The organism is Xanthomonas sp. DAR 80977 (assembly GCF_041240605.1).
GTDB lineage: Bacteria > Pseudomonadota > Gammaproteobacteria > Xanthomonadales > Xanthomonadaceae > Xanthomonas_A > Xanthomonas_A bundabergensis.
Window position 1 is genome coordinate 3,417,974 of the sequence record NZ_CP162487.1, and the last position, 22,740, is coordinate 3,440,713.

Genomic DNA, 22,740 nt, shown 5'->3' on the forward strand with positions numbered 1-22,740 from the left:
GGAGTTGCGCGGCACCGGCGGCAGCCCTGTACGGAGCTGCCACCGGCATCGCGCACCGTCACATCACGACGCGCTCGAGCAGACGCCAACCGGAAGCGGCGCCTGCGCCATCCTGGTTCTGACTGTTCGGCGCGCGCTCAGAACTTCACCGTGGCCCGCGCCCAGTAGTAGCGGCCGAGCAGATCGTAGGTGGCCACGTCGGTGTTGGCATTGGTCACGTTGTTGGCGTAGTACAGCGGCGGCTGCTTGTCGGCCAGGTTGTCCACGCCCAGTTCGACGCGGGTGTGCCAGGGCTTGAAGTTATAGCCGACCTGCACGTTGTGATAGACGTAGGAGCCGATGCCGCGCACCACGGCGGCCTGGTCGGCATCGGCCGACAGCCCCTGCCGCGTATCGGCGCTGCCGATCTCGGTGCTGCCGATGTAGCGGATGCGCCACGACGCGCTCCAGTCGCCCAGGTTCCAGCTCAGCGTGCCCAGCCCGCGCCAGCGCGGGAAGTTGCCGTAGGCGTAGGTGTACTTGCCGGCGTTGTGGATGGTGACGGTGCTGGCGTCGGTGGTGTCCGGGTTGATGTCGTAGCGGATCACGTAGGTACCGTTGAGGCTGGCGTTGAAGCTGCCCCAGGCGGTGTCCGGCAGGCGGTAGTTGAGGCTGAAGTCTGCGCCGCTGGCCCACAGCTTGCCGAGGTTCACGGTCGGCTCGGCGATGTAGTTGATGGTGCCGTTGTCGTTGCGGTGGATCAGCGCGCAGAACGCGCTGGACGCATTGGCGTAGCACTGGTTGAGCACGGTCTGCGCCGACACCTGGGTGATGGTGTCCTGCAGGTTGATCTTCCACAGGTCCGCGCTCATCGACAAGCCATCCAGCCAGCCCGGATCGTAGACCACGCCGAAGTCGTAGGACTTGCCGGTCTCCGGCTTGAGCTGGTAGCCGGCCACCACCGCGCCGGACGCCTTGGCGCCGACCTGGTTGTCGGCCTGCTGGTAGCTGCCGTCGGTGGGCACGTTGGCGCAGGCCGCGGCATGGCCGCCGGTGTAGCCGTTGCACGGATCGGTGACCGACGGCGAATCGCCGACCACGCCGGAATACAGCTCGTTGATGTTCGGCGCGCGGAACACCTGCGACACGGTGCCGCGCAGCAGCAGGTTCTCGATCGGGCGGTACTCCAGCGAGACCTTGCTGTTGGTCTTGCTGCCGACGGTGTCGTAGTCGGAGAAGCGGCTGCCCACGGTCAGGTTCAGCGAATGCACCAGCGGCAGGTCCGCCAGCAACGGGAACAGCGCCTCGGCATAGGCTTCCTTGACGCTGAAGCTGCCGCCCAGCACGGTGGCGCAGAATTCGATCACCCCGCACATGCCGTTCTCGTCGCCGGTCCACAGCGGATCGGCGGCGGTGGAGGTGCTTTCCTTGCGGTAGGACACGCCCGCCGCCAGGCTCACCGTGCCGGCCGGCAGGTCGAACAGGTTGCCGTTGGCGTTGGCCTCGAACTGCTTGACGGTATAGACGCTGGTCACGATCGGGTTGACCACCAGCGCTTCCAGCGCGGCCTTGTTGCTCTCGCTGTTGAGGTTGAACACGTCGATCGGGGTACAGCCGGCGATCACCGCGCCGGCGCTGCCGCACTTGACCGTGCCATCGCTGTCCAGGAACGATGGACCCACCGCGGCGTTGAACCCGGCGTAGTCGAGGAAGCCGTAGTTGATCGACTTCTGCTTGACCTTGCCGTAGTTGACGCTGGCATCCCACTGCCAGGAGCTGTCGCCGAAGCTGCCGCGCAGGCCCGGATTGATCTGGAAGTTGTAGGTGTTGTACTCGTAGCGGCGGTTGCCCAGCACCGTGGCGCGGGTGTTGAAGTTGTTGTACGAGGTGCCGGTGCTGCGGTCGGTGCCGAAGTTGACCCCGAACGGGTTGTAGTAGCTGTCGGCCGAGACCAGGAAGTTGTCGCCGTTGGCGAAGATCGGGATTGGCGCGATGATCGAGGACGAGGTGGTCTTGCTGAAGTAGGTGTTGACGTAGCCTTCCAGGTGGTCGTTGAAGCGGAAGCTGCCGATCACGAAGGCATTGGTGCGTTCCTGTGGCGTCTGCAGCAGGTTGTACGGCTGGTAGTTGTAGGAATCGGTGGAGGCGACGTAGCAGTGGTACTGGCTGGCATTGGTCGGGCTGCTGCTGCCGCCGTTGAAGGTGACCCGCGAGCAGCCGTTGCTCGCCGCCAGCGCCTTGGCCGCATCGGAGCCGTCGTTGAAGCTGATGCTGCCGGTCGGCGTGGCCGAGGAGCCCTGCTTCACCCCGACGCCATCGATCAGCGACAGCGCATCCTTGGAATAGCTGCGCTCGCCGGCCGAGACCGGATCGATGTTGTGGTAGGACAGGCCGGCGACGATGCTGCCGCGCTCGCCGGTCTTGCCGGCGGTCAGGGAGAAGTTGCGGCGGTTGCCGTCGCTGCGCGAGCTGGTGCCGAAGTCGGTGCTGCCCTCGATGCCGTCGAAGCCCTTGCGCAGGATGAAGTTGACCACGCCGCCGATCGCGTCCGAGCCGTACACCGCCGAGGCGCCGTCGCTGAGCACTTCCACCCGCTCGATCATCGTCGCCGGGATCGCGTTGACGTCGTTGCTGGCCAGGCGCGTGCCGTTGACCAGGATCAGCGTGCGCTTCTCGCCCAGGCCGCGCAGCGAGATGGTCGAGGCGCCGGTGCCGCCGCCGTTGTTGGTATTGGGATTGGTCGCGTTGCCGGCGATCGACGGCAACTCCTGCACCAGGTCGCCGAGCGTGGCCTTGCCGGTCGCCTCGATCTGCGCGCGGTTGATGGTCACCACAGGATTGGCGGTTTCGGTATCGACGCGGCGCAGGCGCGAGCCGGTGACCACGATGCTGTCCAGGGTCTGGGTCTTGCCGTCGTCCGTGCTCGCCTCCTGCGCCAGCGCAGGACATGCGGCGCCCAGCGACAGCGCGGCGGCCACGGCCAGCGCCAGCGGTTGCGGCACCGGCGCGCGATGGTGGGAAGGATGGCTTGCGTGCGGGAACGACATGGGAATCTCCTGGGCGATGGCGACACGTGGCATGGGCGAAACGAGGGCCGAACGGCTCCGCACCGGCTTGCGCCAGCGGACGGATCGAACAAAGAGGACGGCGCTTCGGTAGCGCCGCCAGTGACTACGCACCTGCGCCGCGGCCCTGGGCGAAGGCCGGACGCAATCACGGGGATGCTTGCTGTCCTTCGCACGCGGCGCGTGCGCAGATCCCCGGTCCTGCGGTGGGTGGCGAACGGCGGTGGCGGCTCCTGTCCCGCGCACCGGCGCGTCGGCCGGAAAACAAAAAGTCATCACGTTTTAACGATGTGATCACAATGTGCCCGGAACCACGGCCCGCGTCTTGTCGCAATTAGCGGTTCTGCATGCGGAATAACGCATGGTCGTCGCGGCGCGGTGAGATCGCGCCATCGGCCGGCATGCATGCCCGTTGCTTCCGGTTCAGCTATGCGGCCACGGTGCGTTCGCGCGCAGTGGCGTGCAACTCGGCATATATCGTGTGTCGACGCATGCCAACCGTTGTCGCCTTCTGTCACGCAACGCCACGCGCGCAGCGCGCAAGCGAGTGCAGGGCATCGCCGACGGGACGCACGATCGCGCGTCCCGCCTTGCCGGACTCAGTGCGGGCGTGCAGCCGGCGGCGACAACCGCAGCAGCACCACGCCGTGCGCGGCGACCTGCACGCTGCGCAGCTGGCTGGCGGGCCAGTTGCGGCCGCGCCACGGATCGTGCCAACGCCGCCCCTGCAGCGCGCTGCCGGCATCCTGCGCCGACAGCGCCACCCGATGCGGCTGCGTGTCGCGATTGAACACGCCGAGCGCGACGCCGCCGTCGGCCAGCGGCTTGCGCCAGATTTCGATCGCGCCGTCCTTGCGCACCGCCCTGCCCTGCACGCCCAGCGCATCCTGGTCGATCGCCAGCACCTGGCGGTTGCGCAGCAGCGCCAGCGTCGCCGGCGTCATCTGCCGCAGGTCGTTGCCCAGCAGCAACGGCGCCGCCGACAGCGCCCACAGCGACAGATGCGTGCGGTACTCCTCCATGTTCATGCCGCCGTTGCCGACCTCGAGCATGTCCGGATCGTTCCAGCCGCCCGGGCCCGCATCGGCGGGATCGCCGTTGCGCTCGAAACCGATCGAGGCCATCTTCGCGTAGTTGTCCTCGATGTCGCCGGTGGTGCGCCACAGGTGCCCGCCGACCTCGCGGCCCCACTGGCCGACATGGTCGCGGCCGTACTGGCACAGGCTGTAGACGATCGGCCGCCCGCTCGCGCGCAACGCCTGGCCCATCTGCAGATAGGCGCGACGCACCTGCTGCGGCTCGCGGAAGATGCCCTCGCCCGAGCACAGGTCGTACTTGAGGTAGTCGATGCCCCAGCCCGCCCAGGTGCGCGCGTCCTGTTCGACGTGGCCGTAGCTGCCAGTGTAGCCGGCGCAGGTCTTGGGACCGGGCGAACTGTACAGGCCGAGCTTGAGCCCCTTGCCGTGCACGTAGTCGGCCAGCGCGCGCATGTCGGGGAAGCGCGCGTTCGGCTGCAGCACGCCGTCGCGGTCGCGCTGGCCCTGCCAGCCGTCGTCGATGTTGACGTAGACGTAGCCGGCATCGCGCAACCCGGAGGCGACCATGGCATCGGCGATGCGGCGCACGGTGGCGTCGTCGATATGCTCGGCGAAGCGGTTCCAGCTGCTCCAGCCCAGCGGCGGGGTGCGCGCCAGGCCATCGACCGGCAGCGCGGCATAAGCCGGCAGCGGCGCGGCCGGAAACGCCAGCCGTGCCGCGTCGGCCTCGCTGCCGCGGCTCGCGCGCACGTCCACCTGCTCGTCCCAGATGCGCCCGGCCACGTGCAGCTGGCCGTGCTCCAGGGTCGCGGTCCACGGCTGCGCCGGCAGCCGTGGATTGCCGTTGTCGATCTGGAAATGGGCCACGTCGCCGTCGATGCGCAGCTGCTGCATCGGCACGTCGCCGTACCAGTCGGTGGTGATGCTGCCCTGCACCTGGCCATCGCGCTCGGCGATGCGCAGGTAGCGCGGGCCGGGGAAGGACGGCCCCTGCGCGATCACCCAGATGCCTTGCAGCGGGCTCGCCGGCGCCATGGCCGCGGCCGGCGGCGGTGCGTGCGCGCAGCCGCCGCAACCGGCCACGGCGAGCGCGAGCAGGCCGCGCCACAGCCAGCGGCGGGCACGGTGAAAGGAACGCGAGCGCGACGCCATCGGTGGATCTCCTGTCAGGGAACGGCAGCGCCGCTGCGCGCAGGCGCAGCGGCGGCGCTCATGCGCTCGCGGCCGGGATCAACCAGCCGCCGAACAGCGGCCCGGCGGTATCGCCGTGCTGCGGCTCGATGCGGAAGGTCAGCTGCGCCGCAGCGCGGGTCAGCTCCGGCGGCAGCGGGTAGTCGCGATCGACGAAGTCGATGACCTGGCTGCGGTCCACCTGCACTTCCACCGCCAGCTTGCCGTTGACCAGGATGTTGAAGCGGCCCTTGTCGCTGCCCCAGAAGCGCAGGCGCAAGGCCAGCGGCTGCGCGCTGCCGCGCATCTGGAACTCGACGAAGCCCTTGCCGCGCACGTCGCGGCACTGCTGGCGGCGGTAGGCGCCGCCGAAGGAGGTGTCGCTGCTGAGCTTGTGCGCCTGCTCGGAGGCCTCGTCGCCGAACTGGATCATGTCCACCGCGCTGGCCTGCAGCGCGGCGCGCTCGGCCTGCTGGCGCGCGCGCCGCGCCGCTTCCTGCGCCCACCGCGCCGGCGCCATGCGCTTGAAGTACAGCGCGCTGCGGCGTTCGTACTGCGCGTAGAACGGCACGAAGGTCAGCCCCGGCGGCTGCGTGGCGGCGGCCAGGAAATGCCCGGGCTGCGGCAGTTCGGCGAAGCCAGCCAGCGGATCGGCCGCGGCCACCAGTGCCGGGTCCGGCGCGTCGTAGGGCTCGGCGACCGGGCCCAGATCGGCGGCCAGCGCCAGCGGGCCGCGCATCACCACCACCGTGTCGGCGTCGCCGGCGGCGTGCTCCAGGCGCAGCGGCATCGCCAGGTCCAGTTCGATCACATCGCCGCTGCGCCACTGCCGCTCCAGCGCCAGGTAGCCGTCGGCGGCGGTGCCGCGCTGGGCCTTGCCGTTGAGCCGCAGCGTATAGCCGCCCTGGCACCAGGCCGGCAGCCGCAGCAACAGGCGCCGCGGCGTGCGCGCGCCGGCGCGGCGCAGCTGCAGCCGCACCTTGCCGTTGTCGGGCACGCCGCTGTCCAGCTCCAGCGCCAGGTCGCGCTCGGGCCAGTCCAGGGTCGAGGGGATGTACAGGTTCACGTACAGCGCGTTGGCGTCCTGCCAGTAGATCGAGTCGCCGAACTGCGCATGCGCCTCCATGCCGCTGCCCACGCAGCACCAGAACGAATCGAACTTGTCGGAGAAGCCGCGCTCGCCGCCGCTGATCATCGGCGTCATGTAGGTGAACATGCCGGTGGCCGGATGCTGCGCGGCCATCGTGTGGTTGTGCAGGGTGCGCTCGTAGTAGTCGAAGTAGCGCGCCTGCGGCGTCCACTGGTACAGGTGCCGGGTCAGCTTGAGCATGTTGTAGCTGTTGCAGTGCTCGCAGGTCTGCTCGGTCAGGAACGCGGCGATGGTGTCCGGTTCCTGGAAGTACTCGCGGTCGGCATTGCCGCCGATCGCGTAGCTGTAATGGGTGGTCACCGTCTCCCAGAAGAAGCGCGCCGCGGCCGCGGCGTCGGCATCGCCGGCGACCTCGAACTGGCGTGCCTCGCCGATGAATTTCGGCACCTGGGTATTGGCATGGATATGCGGCAGTTCGTCGCGGCCGGCGGCCGCCGGATCGATCACCTTCTCGTGGCGCAGGCGCTTGCCCAACGCGACCCAGCGCGGTTCGCCGGTGCGCGCGCCCAGTTCGATGTAGGACTCGTTGAGGCCGCCGAACTCGGTGTCCAGCAGGGTCTGCATCTGCGCGTGGTCGAGCGCGTCGAACACCCCGCCCAGATAGCCGGCCAGCGGCACCAGCACCTGCAGCGCCTGCGCGTTGCCGGCCAGTTCGTTTGCATCGAGCAGGCCGGCGAACAGCTTGTGCACCGTGTACAGCGGCGACCAGCTGCCGTTGAGATTGAACTTGCTGCCCTTGATGATGCCGCGGCGCACCTCTTCGAACACCACCTTGCCGCTGTCGATGGCGCCCTTGTCGTTCTTGCGGGTGAGCCCGCCGACGTAGCCGTCCGGATCGCGCGCCTGCGCGCGCGCCAGCTCGGCGACGATGTAGTCGATGCGCTGGCGCAGCGCCGCATCGCGGGTCTGCGCGTGCATCTTGGCCAGCGCGCTGAGGTAATGGCCGAGCGTGTGCCCGGCGATGGTGTCGCCTTCCCAGCCGCCATAGACCTCGCCCTTGGGCGGCAACCCCGCGTACTGCAGGAAGTTGTGCAGCAGGCGGTCCGGCTCCAGTTCCAGCAGGTAGCGGCGGTTGGTCTGCAGCGAATCCAGGAACAGCGACGGCTTCAGCGTGACCTGCTTCAGCGGCAGCGCCTGCACCGCGCCGGCGCTGGACGCGGCGGCATCAAGCGGGAAACGCAGCAATCCCGCGGCCACGGCCAATGCGCTCCATTGCAGGAAACGGCGCCGCGATGGATCCAGCGCCGACGCATCGTCCGCGGGCGCGGTGCGCGCGCAGTGCGCCGTGTGGACATGTCCGGAGCGCGCGCTCATCGGGCACCGCGCGAATGGATGGCCACGGGGAACCGAGGGGAAAGGCGAGACGGCATTGCTTGCTCCTTTGCACTTGGCGGCGGCGGGCGCAGGCCCGGCCGCGGCCGAGAACGGGCGGCCTATGGCCACTGTGTCATCGATACGTCATCGCGTCTTGTCGCCACGGCTGCGCGAACATGCGGATTTGTGCCGAATCGCGCCCGCCGCTCACAGCGCCAGGCGGATCCCGCCGTAGTACATGCGCCCGATCACGTCGTACACGCCGGCGTGGTAGCCCAGTTCGAAGTTGGCGCCGCCCGCCTCCGCCCCCGGCACCCGCGGCGGCGCGCGATCGAACAGGTTGCTGACCCCGCCGAACACTTCCAGCCCCGACTTGAGCCGGTAGTAGCCGGAGACGTCGCTGTAGAACACGTTGCCGGTCCACACCTTCTGGTAGTCGGTGTCGGTGATCTCGGTGCTGTTGCGCATCTTGGAGAAGTGCCGCAGCGACCAGGTCGCGCCGGCATGCGCATTGGACCAGGTGCTGCGCAGCACGCCCTTCCAGGACGGCGAGCCGAACACGCCGGCGAAGCGGGTGACCTCCTCCGGCTGGTCCGGATCCAGCGTGTAGTCCTGGCGGATCAGGTGCGTGTAGTTCAGGTCGAACGACAGCGCGCCGGCGTTCTGGCCCCAGCGCTCGGCCAGGTCGTAGCGGTACTGCGCGGCGAAGTCGACGCCGCGGGTCAGGTAGCGCGACAGGTTGAGCTTCTGGGTGACCACGTTGAGCAGGTTGCCGTCGGCGTCGCGGCTGACGAAGGAACAGAACTGGTTGTCCAGGGTCGGCGCATCCACGCACTTGTTGATGATGGTCTGCGCCGGGAACGAATCGATCGCCCCGCGCAGGTCGATGTTGTAGTAGTCCACCGACAGCGAGAAATCCGGCAGGAAACGCGGGCGCAGCACGATGCCGACGGTGCGGGTCTTGGCGGTCTCGTTGGCCAGGTCCAGGTTGCCCTTGGTGATGATGTCGCGATACAGCCAGTAGGTGCTCTTGTCGGAGGGATTGAGCTGCGCGCAGTTGGCCGCGGTGTACTGGCTGCGGTCGGTGCGGTAGCGCTGGTTGTAGGTGTTGCACGGGTCGGTGATCCACATGCCGCCGATGCTGCTGGCGGTGTACAGCTCGCCGATGTTGGGCGCGCGCACCGCCTTGCCGTAGGTGCCGCGCAAGGTGATGTCGCGGATCGGCGCCCAGTCGATGCCGAACTTGTTGGTGACGGTGCGGCCGGCGGTGTTGTAGTCGGACACGCGCACCGCCGCGTCCACGCCCAGGCGCTGCGCGAACGGTTTGTCGGCCAGCAGCGGCAGGTGCAGCTCGCTGTAGAGCTCCTTGACGTCGTACTGGCCGACCAGCGGCAGCTGGGTGGTGCCCAGGCTGGCGTCGTAGGCAGGATTGGCCGGATCGTACTGCGCGATCGCGCCGATGTCGTTGCGCTCCTTGCGGTATTCGCCGCCGAACGCGATCTGCGCCTCGCCGCCGGGCAGGTCGAACATGCCGCCGGAGGCGTAGGCCGACAGCACCTGCTGGGTCATGGTGGTGGTGGCCCAGTCCGAGGTGTAGCGCAGGTAGGCGATCTCCTGCGCGGTCAGGCGCTTGAACGGGTTCAACGGCACGCAGCCGTTGCCCGGGTCGGTGAGCGTGCTGCGGCAGATCGCGCTGCCGTCGGCGGCGGCGGTGGAATCCACCGCCAGGTAGTAGCGCGTGTAGGACACCGTATCGATGTCGCGGTTGCGCTGCTCGGTGCGGCCGTAGGAGTAGTACGCGGTGTAGTTCCAGGCGCGTGTGCCCAGGCTGAAGTCGCCTTCCAGGCCGACCACGCCCTGCAGCAGCTGGCGCCGGTACTGGCTGCCGCCCTGCCCCAGTTCCTCGTCGAAGTGCCGCGCGAAGTAGACCCCGTCGGTGATGGTGCCGCCGTTCGCCGCGCGCATCTCGTCGGTGATGAACGGGCTGTCGGCCGGCACCGCCTCGCTGCCGAACGCGCTCAGCGCGCGCCACGCCGATTGCGAGGTGGTGCGCGAATAGCCGAGGTTGGCGAAGAAGCGCAGGCTGTCGCTGAAATCGAAATTGAGCGTGGCGCGGCTGGCGAAGCGATCCGATGGCACCGCCAGGTACCACGAGTCGTAGCGGCCGCCGTACTCGCCGCCGTCGGTGAGCAGGCTGCCCAGCGCGTTGGACGGATCGGCCAGGCTCACCGGCACGCTGTTGACGTAGCCGCCCGGGCCGAGCACCGGCGCGCGCAGCTGGCCGTCGGCGGTCATCGCGTAGTGGCGGCCGCCGAGGATGAGTTGCGCGTCCTCGGCGTTGTTGATGTTGCGGTTGTTGTCGGAGATCCAGTAGCGCTGGTTGCGGTTGTTGCGCGTGTACATCGGGTAGCCGGTGGCGGTCCACGGCCGGTCCTGGCCGGACACCGAATCGGGTTCGCGCTCGTAGAAACCGTACACGGTGACGTTGCCGCGGTTCTCGGCGAAGTTGTGGCCGAACAGCGCATCGACGCTGTTGCTGCGCATGTCGCCGCGGCTGGAGATGCCGTAGCGCGCGCTGGCGTCCAGGCCCTGGAAATCCTTCTTCAGGATGAAGTTGGCCACGCCGGTGACCGCATCGGCGCCGTACAGCGCCGAGGCGCCGCCGGTGATGACCTCGACGCGTTCGACCAGGCTGGAGGGAATGTTGCTCACGTCCACCGCCGAGGTGCCCGGGATCGCCGGCACCTGGCGGCGGCCGTCGACCAGCACCAGGGTGCGTTGCGTGCCCATGCCGCGCAGGTCCAGCGCGTTGATGCCGGGGTTGCCGGCCAGGTTGCTGGTCTGGCTGGTCTGGGTCAGCGCCAGGCTCGGCAGCTGGTTGACCACATCGGCGATCTCGGTATAGCCGGCCGCGCGGATCTGCTCGGCGCCGATCACGGTCAGCGGCGTGGGGCCTTCCAGCGCGTCGTTGCGGCGGATGCGCGAGCCGGTGACGACCACGCTGTCCAGGGTCTTGGCGTCGGCGGCGCCGTCGCTGCCGTCGGCGGTCGCTGCCGTGTTGTCGCGCACGGCAGCGGCCTCCTGCGCCGCCGCCGGCAACGCCGCGAGCAGAGCCATGGCGATCGCGGCGCACAACAGGCTGCGTCCTTGTCCGCGTCGATCGCGGCAAGCGGACGCCAGAGGGGGGGAAGGCAAGCGAACGTGGCGCATGGGCGGTCTCTCTGGTGGCCGGCCTGCATCGAAATCCAGGCCGCACGACGCCATGCCCTCGCGGCGCGTGGCGGCGAGAACCGGCATCGATCGATGGAGAAGGCCGTGCATCCCCGCACGGCGCAGAATGCGATGCGCGTTGCCGCACATCGCACTTGCAGGGTTTCACGTCGGCAGGTGCAGCGTCTTGTGGAAAAACTTCACCTTTGATGTGGAAATTTGTCGATACGTGTCAATAGATCGCATGGCGCGCCACATCGACGCGTTCCACTCGGCGCAGACGCATGCGCAACCGTCAGCGCGCGACCGGCGCCGACGCTGCGGCCTGGCGGTTCCAGTCGGGCGTCGGCGCCTGCTGCAGCCAGCGCACGAAGAAATCCGCCAGCCGCCGCCGTCCGTAGTCGCCGCCGGCGCCGTGGTCGCCGCCCGGCACCACCAGCAGGTCGAAATCCTTGCCTGCCTTGATCAGGCGATCGGCGACCTGGAAGGTGCTGGACGGATCCACGTTGTGGTCCATGTCGCCGGTGACCAGCAGCAGATGCCCTTGCAGGCGCCAGGCGTTGTCGACATTGGACGAGGCCGAATACCACGGCCCGACCGGCCAGCCCATCCATTGCTCGTTCCACCAGATCTTGTCCATGCGGTTGTCGTGGCAGCCGGAATTGGCCACCGCGGCGACGTAGAACTCGGGATGGAACAGCAAGGCGCCGAGCGCACTCTGGCCGCCGGCGGAGGTGCCGTAGATGCCCACGCCCTGCTCGATCGCGTACCACGGATACTGCGCCGCCACGGCGCGGTGCCAGGCGATGCGGTCGGGAAAGCCGGCGTCCTTGAGGTTGCGCCAGGCCACGTCGTGGAACGCGCGCGAACGGTTGTTGGTGCCCATGCCGTCGATCTGCGCCACGGCGAAGCCAAGCGCGGTCAGCGCCGGCACGCGCGCGCTGAAGGTCTTGGGCACGAACGAGCCGTGCGGACCGGCGTAGATGTTCTCGACCACGCGGTAGCGCTGCTGCGGATCGAGCCCCTGCGGACGATGGATCACGCCCCAGATCTCGGTCTTGCCGTCGCGGCCGGGCGCATGGAACGGCAGCGGCGGTACCCAGCCGGCGGCGCGCAGCCGGCTCAGGTCGGTGCGTTCGACCTGCTGTACCAGCGCGCCATCGGCGCTGCGGCGCAATTCCAGCACCGGCCCCAGGTCCACGCGCGAATACAGGTCGAGCAACCAGCGTCCATCGGGCGACAGCACGACCTCATGGTCGGCCTGCGCCGGCGTCAGCGCGGTCAGCCCGCTGCCGTCCAGGCCGATGCGGTAGGCATGGCGGTAGTACGGATCCTCGCCGGGTTGCATGCCCGAGGCGATGAAGTAGACCTGCTGCGCGGCCTCGTCGACGCGCTCGACCTTGCGCACCACCCACTCGCCGCGGGTGACCTGGCGCGGCGTGGCGCCGCCGCGCGTGTCGTACAGGTACAGGTGTTCCCAGCCGTCGCGCTCGGACGCCCACAGGGTGCGCGCGCCATCGGCGAAATCGTGGCGATAGCGCTTGCCGCCGTTCTCGTGGCTGCCGCTGAGATCGGAATACTCGATGAAGGTCGGCGAGGTTTCCTCGATCAGGGTGCGCGCCTGCGCGCTGCGTCCGTCCGCCTCGATGACCCGGTAGCGCTGGTGGCCGCGTTCGTTGTACTCGAAGGTGAACGCGCTGCCGTCGCTGCGCCACTGCGGCCAGTACAGTCCGAACGCGTTCGGGAACAGCGCCGTCGGCACCGCGTGCGCCTGCCGCGACGCCAGGTCGAACAGCACCGGCTGCAGCACCGGCAGCGGGTCGCCGGGCTTGGCATAGACCTGCTGGTGCAGCTTGGGCTGCAGCTGATCCGGCGGCGCCGACTCGATGTAGTACACCGTGCGCAACGGCGCCGGTTTGACCCGGTAGGCGACCAGCCGGGTCGAATCCGGCGACCAGGCGAAGCTGTCCGCGGCGTAGTACTCGGCGGTGCTGCCATCATGGCTGAGCGCGACCGGGGTGCCGCCGGCGGCCGGTGCGACCACCACGTTGCCGGCGTCGACCCAAGCCCGCCACTTGCCGTCCGGCGACGCCTGCGCGTAGGCCACGCCCTGCTTCAGCGGAATGCTCATATCGTAGGAATCGGGCGGCAACGCGCCCATCTCGGTCCGCGTGCAGCGGTATTGCGGCAGCGCGCACTGCCAGCGCACCCGATCGCGCTCGAAGGCGAGCTGGCGCGCATCCAGCTTGACCTCGTCCAGCTGCAAGGCGGCCGCATCGACCGGCTTGCCGCTGGCCGCGGACATCGCCGCCGCCAGCCGCGCATGGTCGAAGGCGGGTTCGTTACGGCCGCCATCCACCGCGACCCGGCGGTACTCGATCGCCGGTGCGGCGCCGGTGCGCGCCACCGAGCGCCGGTACAGGAAATGCCCGGGATCCAGCCACACCTGCTGCGAGGGCTGGCGGTCGACCAGCGCCTCGTAGCGGCTGCTCAACGCCTGCGCGTGCTGGTAGTCGTCCGTGCTCGGCGCCGCCAGCGCGAGCGCCGGCAGCAGCGCCGCTGCGGCGATCGCGGCGCAGAACAGGCGACGCGCGTGCCTGCGCGGATCGCGGCGCAAGCGGGCCAGGGAGAGGGGGGTCGAGCGAATGCGCTGCATGGGATAGGCGGTCTCTGGGCTGCCGGCCTGCACTGGATTCAGGCCACGCGATGCGCTGCCCTCGCCGCCCGCGGCAGCGAGAACCCGCATCGATCATCGGAGGCCGTGCATCCACGCACGGCACGGAACGCGGCGCGCATCGCCGCGCATCGCCAGCCACGATCCTTTCACGCCATCGTGCGCAGCGTCTTGTGCAAAAGCATCGCCTTTGATACGGAAATTTGCAGATGCATCGCAAACGGTGGCGACGGCCGGCGCGCGGCGCGCCCTGTTCCCGCGCCCGTGCGCGCGGTCGTCGGCACACGACAACGGCCGTTTTGAGGCCTGGCGCCATCCGCAGGCCGATCCGGTCGCGGCGCTCCGATGCGGTGTCGCCCGGTGCCGGTCAGCCTGCGTCGCAGCGCTGCGCATCCGCGGCGCCGGCCTGGACCAGGCGCTGCGCGCGCGTGGCCCACATTTCCCATTCCTGCACCGCCAGCGCGGCATAGCGGCCGTCGCCGCCGGAAGCGTCGAACACCGCGCGCACGCAGCGCGTGGTCACCGGCGCGAAGCGCAGCGTCTGCACGCGACCGGCCACCGCGCCGCTCGCCGCCTGTGCCAGCGGCAGCCACTGCCCGTCCTTGCGGTACTGCAGCTGCCAGTGCGCCGGCGGCGCCACGCCTTCGTTGGCGCCGGGCGGATGGTCGGCCCAGAACACGATGCGGCTGCGCTCCAGCGTCACCGGCTGCGCCCAGCTGTACTGGATCCACTGCTGCGGCGGATTGTGCGCGCTCCAGCTGCCCCACATCTGCGGCGGCAGCGGATTGCGCTTGACCACGCCGTCGTTGAGCGCGGCGATCCAGTACTGGTGCGGGATGTCCGGCCCGTTGGAGGCGCTGGCCTGGGCGTAGCGGGCGACGTTGCGCTGTACCGGCTGCGGCGGCTGCGCTGCGCGCGTGGCCAGCACCGGACGGATCCGCGCCGGCTGCTGCGTGTCGTCCCAGTCCAGCCGGTCGATCGCCACGCTGCGGCGGAAGTGGCCGCCGCCCTTGGCGTCGGCGGTGTGGTAGACCAGGTACCACCGGCCCTTGAACTGCACGATGCCCGGATGCGAGGTGGTCGAGGACACCGGCGGCAGGATCACCCCGCGGTAGGTCCACGGCCCCAGCGGCGACGGCGCAGTGCCGTAGGCGATGCAGGCATGGTACAGCGTCGGCGTGCAGTCGGAATCCGGTCCGGCGCGGTTGCCGGCGTAGGCCATGTAGTAGGTGCCGTTGCGTTTGAACAGCCACGGCGCCTCGAAATAGCCGTCCAGCGTGGTCACCGCCACCGCATCTCCCTTGGGCGTGACCATGTCGCGTTCCAGCTCGATCCCGAACAGCTTGCCGAAGGTGCCCCAGTACAGGTACACGCGGCCGTCGTCGTCGACCAGCACGGTCGGATCGATGTTCTGGATGGTGTTCCTGACCGGCAGCGACTGCGACAGGATCGGCCCTTGCGGGTGCGCGTCGCGCCACGGCCCCAGCGGGCTGTCGGCGACCGCCACGCCGATCGCGAACGGATCGGCGTTGGGCGAGTGTTGCTCCTGCACCGGCGCGTACAGGTAGTAGCGCCGGTCCGGACCCTGCACGATCTGCGCGGCATAGGCGCGGCCGGCCGCGGCCCAGGCGAACACCTGCTCGGGGCGCAGCAGCGATGGATAGTGGGTCCAGCGGCCGCTGCCGACCTCGTCGGTGACCAGCATCTGCCAGCGCTTGATCACGAAGTCGTTGACGTCGGGCGGCGCCTCGTCGCGGCCGGCGATGATGTACAGCTTGCCGTCGGCGACCAGCGGCGCCGGATCGGCGGAGTAGTCGCGGCCGTCGGCCAGGATCGGATTGCCGACGCTGTGCACGTCGCGCGCGAGCGGCGGCGCGGCATGCGCCCCGGCAACGGCGAGCGCCAACAGCAGGCCGGCGCCGATGCGTGCGGCAACACCCGATGCGCCGCGCAGGCTCATGGCGCCACCGCCGCGTCGACCACGATCTGCAAGCGCACCGGCAACTGCCCGCTGCCGCCGCGCCCTTGTGCCGTCCCGACGATGCTGGTGCTGCCCGGCGCGGCATACGCGGCCGGCGCCAACGGCGGCCATTGCACCGGCACGCGTTCGCGCGAACCGTCGTTGTATTGCACGCCGACGAACTGCGGCAGCGCCGGCGCCTGCCCGGCACGCACGTGCAACGGCGGCGGCGCCTGCACCGTGTTGATCTGGCCCGGCGCGCTGGCGCGCACCCAGATGCTGGCGCTCACCGGCACGCCGCCGTCGGCCAGGCCCTGTATCTGCACGCGGCCTTCGCCGGCCAGGGACGCGGGCTCGAGCTGCGGCCAGCGCACGCCCAGCCAGGCCCAGCTGCCGTCGGCGAAATAGCCGGCGATGCGCTGCGGCAAGGCCGGCGTCTCGCCCGGCGCCACGCGCACGTCGATCGGTTCGACCGCGTCGGCGCGCTCGGCGAACACCTGCCATTCGTCGATGCCGACCGCGGCATGGCCCTCGCCCTGCGCGGCGGTGTCCAGCACCACGCGCAACGCGCTGGTGGTCACCGGCGCGAACGCCACGCGGCTCGGCTGGCCGCGCCCGGCGACCGGATAGCCGCCGCGCACCACGATGTCGCGCCATTGGTCGCCCTCGCGGTATTGCAGCGTCCACGCGCGCGGCGGCGCCACCCCGCCCTCGGGCTGGTCGTCCCAGAAGTACAGCGCGGCGCCGTTCACGCGCTGCGGTTGCCGCCACTGGTACTGCACCCACACCGAGGCCGGTTGCGCGCGGCCCCAGCTGCCCCAGCGGCGGTCCGCCGACGGCACCTGGCCAGGCTCGGGCAGCACGCCGTCGTTGAGCGCCTGCAGCCGGTGGTGGCCGGCGGTGAACTGCGCGCTGGCCTCGGCCTCGCCCTGCACCTGCAGGCCCTGCCCGGCCGGCACCGGCGCGGCGACCACCGCCACGTCGGCATGGCCCTGCAACGCGCCGTCGTCGGCCTGCAGCTGCAGCGTGTAGGCGCCGGGCGCGGTGAAGCGGACGCCGGTGCTGGCCGCCTGCGGCTCATCGAAGATCGCCGCGCCGCCGGGCGGCGCCTGCAGCACGCGCCAGTGCAGCGCCAGCGTGCCGTTCGGCAGCGCGTCGTCGCCGACCAGGCCGGCCAGGCGCAACGCGCCGCCACCGGCGCCGTCCTGCTGCCAGGCCTCGACCTGCGGCGCCTGGTTGGGCCTGGCCGCCGGCGGCGCGGCGCCGCTGGCATAGGCCTGGATCTCCTTGATCCCGGTGCGCAAGGCGCCGGCATGGGTCACCAGCACGCGCAGCCGCTGCACGCGCAACGCGGGGAAGCGCACGCGGTTGCGGTTGCCCTGCGCGATCGGCGCGTCGCGCACCTGACCGGGCACGGCTTTCCAGGCGTGGCCGTCGAAGTACTGCAGCACGTACAGCCACGGCGGCGCGTAGCCGGCGCGGGTGCCGGAGGGAAAGCCGTGCTGCTCGCCGGGCGGCGAGGAGCTGCGGTAGAAGTACAGGCGCACGTCGTCCAGCGTCTGCGGCAGGCCCAGGTCGAGTTCGATCCAGTCGCTGTGCGACGGCGACCCCACGGTGCCCCAGAACGGTTCGTTGGCGGTGCTGCCATCCACCGCTGCTTCGGCCGGGAAGCCGTCGGCGGCATAGCTGGCGCTCACCTTTGCGCCCTGCGCGAGGTCGCGTGCGCCGGCAGGCAACGCCGTGTCCACGCCGGCGTCGGCCAGCACCGCGGCGATCCGCGCATCGGCGGCGAAGCGTACCTGCGCCGGTGTCTGCAGTGCGCGTGCGTGCGCGGCGAGCACGCGCAGCTGCGCGGCACCGGCATTGACCGCATCCGGCAAGGCCTGCACGCGGCCGCTGGCCGGATCGTAGAGCACATGCGCCAGGCGATCGACGGTGAACGCCAGCTTCCCGTCCAGGTACACCGAATAGCCCTTCGGCACCGCGCCACCATAGTGGCGGCCGTCGCGGTCCCAGACGATGGCCAGGTCGCGGTCGCGGTAGCGCAGGCCGTCGGCGGCGAAATGGTCCCAGCCGATGTCGATCGGGTACAGCTCGATGCTGGCGTCGCCGCGCGGACGCAGGCCCATCGCGTCCTCGATCACGGTGAAGTTGGTGGCGCCGAGCTGGGTGTGGTGGATCCACGAGCGGTAGCCGATGCTGCCGCCGGCGGCGGCGCTGCCCTGCGCCCAGAATTCGTTCTGGTCCGGGTAGCGGTTGTCGCCGTCGATGTAGTGCGCCCAGGCGTTCCAGTACAGCAGCTTGCGGTAGCTGCCGGCATCCAGGTACGGGCTGGGATAGTCGCGCAGCGCGCTGCCGAACAGGCGGAAGGCGACGGTGGAGTTGATCACCGAGAAGTTGTTGCTGCCGCCGGCGCCGCGCGCCTGCTGGTCGGCCTGGTTGGCGGTGTAGAACGGGAAGATCGGATACTGACGCGCGTCGGCGAACAGGCGCAGCGCGCGCACGTACTTCGGGTCGTCGTCGGCGTCGCCCTGCTTGGGCATCAGGCCGACGCTGAACGGGTAGTAGTTGTTGGTCTCCTTCCAGTCCACCGGCAGCCGCGCGCCGTCGGCCTGGCGCTGCTTAAGCAGGTCGCCGTGCAGGCCCATGCCGTCGGCGCTCGCGCTGTGGTCCTGCCACAGCACGGCGAGCACGGCGCGGCGGATCTTCGCCGCCAGCGCCTGCATCCGCACCGCGGTGGCCGCATCGCCGGCGAGCTGCGCGGCCTGCGCCGCGGCCAGCGCGTTGGCGTAGACGTAGGCGCTTTCGCTGCGGTCCATGCGGATCTGGCCGTGCTGCCTGGCCCAGTCGAAGGACACCGCATCGGCATCGTTGCCGGTCATCGCCGCCCAGTCGTACTCGATCAGGCCGTTGCCGTTGCGGTCGTAGGCGCGCAGCAGCGCGTCCACGTCGGCGCTGGCGTAGCGCGCCAGCCTGGCCGCCACCGCCGGCGGCCCGCCGTGCAGCTGGTAGGCGCGCCAGGCGGCCGCGCTGAGGTACTGGGCATAGGAATTGGACCAGTTCTCCGGCGCACCGGGATTGTCCACGTACTTGCCGCCGCCGGCGGTCTCGCCGGCGCCCAGCCACGAGCCGTAGGCGTAGCTGGGGTCGCGCAGGTACTTGAGGTCGTCGATGAACATGCCGGTGGTCAGCACGATCGCGTTGTCGTAGCCGAGCACGCCTTCGATCGCCACCGGGAACTGGTAGTCGTTGCCGGGCACCGCGGCGTCGAGGAAATTGAAGCGCAGCAGCCACCAGCGGTAGAACAACGTCTTGTCGATGTTGTCCTCGGGCGTGTCCAGGTACGGCAGGTTGTCGGCCCACCAGCGGTTGTAGGCGACCACGTGCTCGGTATACGCCTGCTGCGGCGATTGCGCGGCGATGCGCCGGTATTCCTGCAGCGAGGCCGGCAGTTCGCGCGTGACCAGCCCGAGCTGCACCTTCAGCGTGGCCGCCTCGCCGCTCGCCGGCAGCGCCACGCGGCGCGCGATGGAACCACCCTCGACCGCGAAGCCGTCGCCGGACAGGCGCGGGAACACCGTGGTGATCGCGTTGTGGGTGGCGAACGCGCCGGTGAGCTCGGCGCCGTCGGCATGCGTAGCCATCGGCGAGATCGCGCGCAGGGTCAGCGTGCGCGCCACGCCGTCGCTGCTGGACAGCGTGGCCTCGGCCACCGCCACGTTCTGCTCGCTGATGAACTTGACCAGGCGCAGCCGCACGCCGGCGCCGGCATCGGCGTACACGCTGCTGAAGTAGCTCGGCGTCTGCCGCCGCTGCGCGCTGTCCTCGACCAGCTGCAGCGGCTTGCCGTCGAGCTCGGCCTGCAGCCGGAACAGCGCGTCGTGGCCGGTCTTGTGCGCGTAGGCCACGTCGCCGACGAAGCCCGGCTGCTGCGGCTGGTGCGTGTACATGTAGGCGGCGCGGCCGCGGCTGAACAGCCAGTTGTTGCTATCGTCGAAACCGCCGCCGGTGCCGCTGCGCGCGAGCATACGGTCGATCCAGAAATCCTTGCCCGGCGCAGTGCCGGCGCCGGCCGCCAGGTCGGCGGCGAACACCCGCTGCAGATGGCCGCCCGGCGCGAAGGCCACACCGCTGTCGGGGATCGGCGTGGGCGTGCCCTTGAAGCGCGGATAGCCGAGCGCGGCGTTGCTGGCCTGCAAGGCCTCGCCATCCGCGCCAGCGGCAGCCGCAACCGCCGCGCTGCACGCCACGCCCAGCAACACCGCGAACAACGCGGCGGCGGCGCGCGGCCGCCGCCATGCCGCGGCCGCGCCGCCAGCGGACAAACTCAAAACTCGGTCCTGAGCCGAGCCCAGAAGTAACGCCCCAGCGTGTCGTAGGTGAACGCGTCGGTATTGGCCGCGCTCGCATAGCCGTAGTACTGCGGCGGCTTGCGGTTGCCGACGTTGTTGGCGCCGGCCGACAGCGTAGTGTGCAGGCTTTCGAATTTCCGGCTCAGCGAGACGTCGTGGTAGGTCACCGTGCCGACCTTGAAGTAGACGCAGCTGCCGTCGGCGGCGGTGTTCACGCAGAAGTCCTCGTAGGCGCTGCCGACCGTGGTCGGGCCGAGCAGGCGCGTGTTCCAGCTGGCGTGCCAGGGACCGTTGTCCCAGCCCAGGTTGAAGCTGGCCCGCCAGCGCGGCATGTTGCCGTAGCTGGACATCTCGCCGACGTAGTTGTGGTCGTCGCCGCTGAACTTGTAGCTGGACAGGAACGTGGCGTCCACGCCGGCCTGGAAGTTGCCCCAGGCGGTGTCGCGCAACGCGTACTTGATGCCGATGTCGTAGCCGCGGATATCGACCTTGCCGCTGTTGATCGCGAACGGCACGGTCACGCTGACCAGTTGCCCGCTGGCGTTGCGCTGGATCAACGGACAGTACGCGCTCTGGCCGTCGTAGCAGTTCTGCAGCACCTGGTCCAGGCCGACGCCGTTGATCATGTCGTCGAGCGTGACCCGCCAGCTGTCCAGGTTCAGCGACAGGCCGTCCGCCCAGCCCGGGTCGTAGACCGCGCCGACGTTGTAGGAGCGGCCCTGCTCGGGCTTGATCGCGAAACCGGCATTGGCCGAGCCGGTGGTCAGCACGGTGAACGAGGAGGTGTTGACGAAGCTGCCGTTGGTCGGCACGTTGGCGCAGGCCGCGGCGTTGCCGCCGCCGGTGTAGCCGTTGCACGGATCGGTGTAGTCGCCGGTGCTGTCCACGACCGAGTTGTACGGCGAGCCGTACAGGTCGCCCAGGGCCGGCGCGCGGAATACCTCCGAGCCGGTGGCGCGGATCAGCAGGTTGTCGATCGGCCGCCATTCCAGCGCGATCTTGCTGTTGGTGGTGTTGCCCCAGTAGTCGTACTTGGAATAGCGCGTGCCCAGGTTGAGGTTCAGCGTGTGCGCGCCGGGCACATCCTTGAGCAGCGGGATCAGCACTTCGGCGTAGGCCTCCTTGATCGTCTCGTCGTGGCCCTGGTTCATGATGCAGCCGTCGTTGTAGTCGCAGTTGCCTTCGGCATCGGCGGCGGCGACCGGGTTGCTGGTGCCCTGCGAGAATCCGTTCTTGCGGAACGACAGGCCGAACGCGGCCTGCACCATGCCGGCCGGCATCGCGAACAGGTCGCCGTTGACGCTGGCCTCGGCGAATTTCATCGTGCTCTCGTCGATCAGGTCGACCGCGCTCTGGGTCGCCTTGATCCCGGCGATGGTGGCCGGATCGTCCGGGTTGAACACGTTGATCGGGGTACAGCCGGCGATCACGTTGCCGGGCGTGCCGCACTTGACCACGCCGTCGCTGTCCAGGAACGAGGCGCCGACCGCGTTGTTCAGCGCCGAGGTGATCGAGAAGCCGTTGCGCACCAGGGTGTCCTTGTAGCGCGCATAGCCGGCGGCCGCGTCCCACTGCCAGCTGGTGTCGGCGAACTTGCCGCGCAGCCCGGCCACGATGTTGGTCTGGTACATGGTCGAGGTGTAGACGCGGGTGTTGGCTGCCTCCGAGCGCAGCAGGTAGCGCGAGAGCTGGCTGCCGAACGGGTTGTAGTAGTTCTGTGCGGCGTTGGGCAGCTCCAGGCCGTAGGCGGTCAGCTGCGAGGTGGTCTCGCTGCGGGTCCAGAACATGTCCAGGTAGCCCTGCACGTTCGGGGTGAAGTCGAAGCTGGCGTGGGCGGAGAAGTTGGTGCGCTGCACCGGGGTGATCAGGTACTGGCCGTAATAGGAGTTATAGCCTTCGACCGCCTGGCTATAGGTGTGGAAGTCGCTGGCATCGACCGCACCTGGCGCCAGTCCGCTGTTCGGGGTCAGCACGCTGCCGTCGCTGAGGAAGGCGCGGGTGCCGTTGCCGCGGCGTTCCACCACCTGGCCGTTGAGATAGTTCACCGCGGTCTTGGCGTAGCTGCGGTCTTCGTCGTACAGCGCGTTCATCGAGCTGCGGCTCAGGCCCAGGATCAGTCCGCCCCGCTCCCAGGTCTTGCCCCACTCCACGCCGACCGAACGGCGGTTGCCGTCGCCGTGGGTGCTCTGGCCGTAGTCGACGGTCGCGGCGGCGCCGTCGTACTTGTCCTTGAGGATGATGTTGACCACGCCGGCGATGGCATCGGAGCCGTACACCGAGGACGCGCCGTCGGTCAGCACCTCGATGCGTTCCACCATCGCCGCCGGAATCGCGTTGATGTCCACGCCGGGCGCGGCGGACACGCTGCTGGCCGGCCCTGCCATGCGGTGGCCGTTGACCAGCACCAGGGTGCGCTCGGCGCCGAGGTTGCGCAGCGAGACCAGCGCGCGGCCATGGCTGAAGCCGGAATTGAGCGAGATGTTGGGCATGTTGCCGGCCATCGCCGGCAGTTGCTGCAGCAACTGGCCGAGCGTGTCCTGGCCGCTGTCCTCGATCCGCTGCCGGTCGATGGTGATCACCGGGCTGGCGGTCTCGGCATCGACGCGGCGGATATGGCTGCCGGTCACGGTGACCTTTTCCAGGGTGGTGGCGGCCGCGTTGTCGGCGCTGGCGTCCTGCGCCAGCGCGGCCGGCGCCGTCGCGGCCAGCGCCAGTGCGGTACAGATCGCCGCTGCCAGCGGACCCGGCCGCTGCGCGCGGCGCCATGAAGACGGGAAAAGCGGCGCAGCGCGTTCAGACAAAGACGACATCGGGATTCTCCTGGGCGGC

8 protein-coding genes are annotated in these 22,740 nt (G+C 69.7%); all 8 read right to left on the reverse strand.

Annotation, left to right across the window (positions count from 1 at the left end; all coding sequences use genetic code 11):
• Nucleotides 1–137: 137 nt before the first annotated feature.
• The 8 genes from AB3X10_RS14460 to AB3X10_RS14495 all read right to left on the reverse strand — a co-directional run bounded on the left by AB3X10_RS14460 (nucleotide 138) and on the right by AB3X10_RS14495 (nucleotide 22,721).
• A complete protein-coding gene (locus AB3X10_RS14460) occupies nucleotides 138–3,032 on the reverse strand; it encodes a TonB-dependent receptor (RefSeq protein WP_369981839.1) in 2,895 nt (964 codons plus the stop codon).
• A 611-nt stretch (nucleotides 3,033–3,643) separates the two neighbouring features.
• Entirely contained in the window at nucleotides 3,644–5,233 is a 1,590-nt protein-coding gene (locus AB3X10_RS14465; RefSeq protein ID WP_369975830.1) for a glycoside hydrolase family 27 protein, read from the reverse strand.
• A 58-nt stretch (nucleotides 5,234–5,291) separates the two neighbouring features.
• A complete protein-coding gene (locus tag AB3X10_RS14470; protein ID WP_369975832.1) occupies nucleotides 5,292–7,715 on the reverse strand; it encodes a beta-L-arabinofuranosidase domain-containing protein in 2,424 nt (807 codons plus the stop codon).
• 207 nt (nucleotides 7,716–7,922) lie between these two features.
• Nucleotides 7,923–10,832 (reverse strand): TonB-dependent receptor plug domain-containing protein, encoded by a 2,910-nt coding sequence (locus AB3X10_RS14475; RefSeq protein ID WP_369975834.1) that lies wholly within the window; start codon nucleotides 10,830–10,832, stop codon nucleotides 7,923–7,925.
• Nucleotides 10,833–11,220: 388 nt separating this feature from the next.
• Nucleotides 11,221–13,581 carry a S9 family peptidase gene (locus AB3X10_RS14480; protein ID WP_369975835.1) on the reverse strand — a complete coding sequence of 787 codons (2,361 nt, stop codon included), beginning with the start codon at nucleotides 13,579–13,581 and terminating at the stop codon, nucleotides 11,221–11,223.
• Nucleotides 13,582–13,966: 385 nt separating this feature from the next.
• Nucleotides 13,967–15,559, reverse strand: coding sequence for a family 43 glycosylhydrolase (locus AB3X10_RS14485; protein WP_369975836.1), 1,593 nt, complete (start codon nucleotides 15,557–15,559; stop codon nucleotides 13,967–13,969).
• Nucleotides 15,556–19,890: an Ig-like domain-containing protein gene (locus AB3X10_RS14490; RefSeq protein ID WP_369975838.1), complete on the reverse strand. Its 4,335-nt coding sequence runs from the start codon at nucleotides 19,888–19,890 to the stop codon at nucleotides 15,556–15,558. Before AB3X10_RS14490 ends, AB3X10_RS14485 begins: the two co-directional genes overlap by 4 nt.
• The gene (locus AB3X10_RS14495) at nucleotides 19,887–22,721 is read right to left on the reverse strand and encodes a TonB-dependent receptor domain-containing protein (protein WP_369975839.1); all 2,835 of its coding nucleotides are present in this window, start codon (nucleotides 22,719–22,721) and stop codon (nucleotides 19,887–19,889) included. The genes AB3X10_RS14490 and AB3X10_RS14495 overlap by 4 nt, the downstream gene beginning before the upstream one ends.
• Between the last annotated feature and the right edge of the window lie 19 nt (nucleotides 22,722–22,740).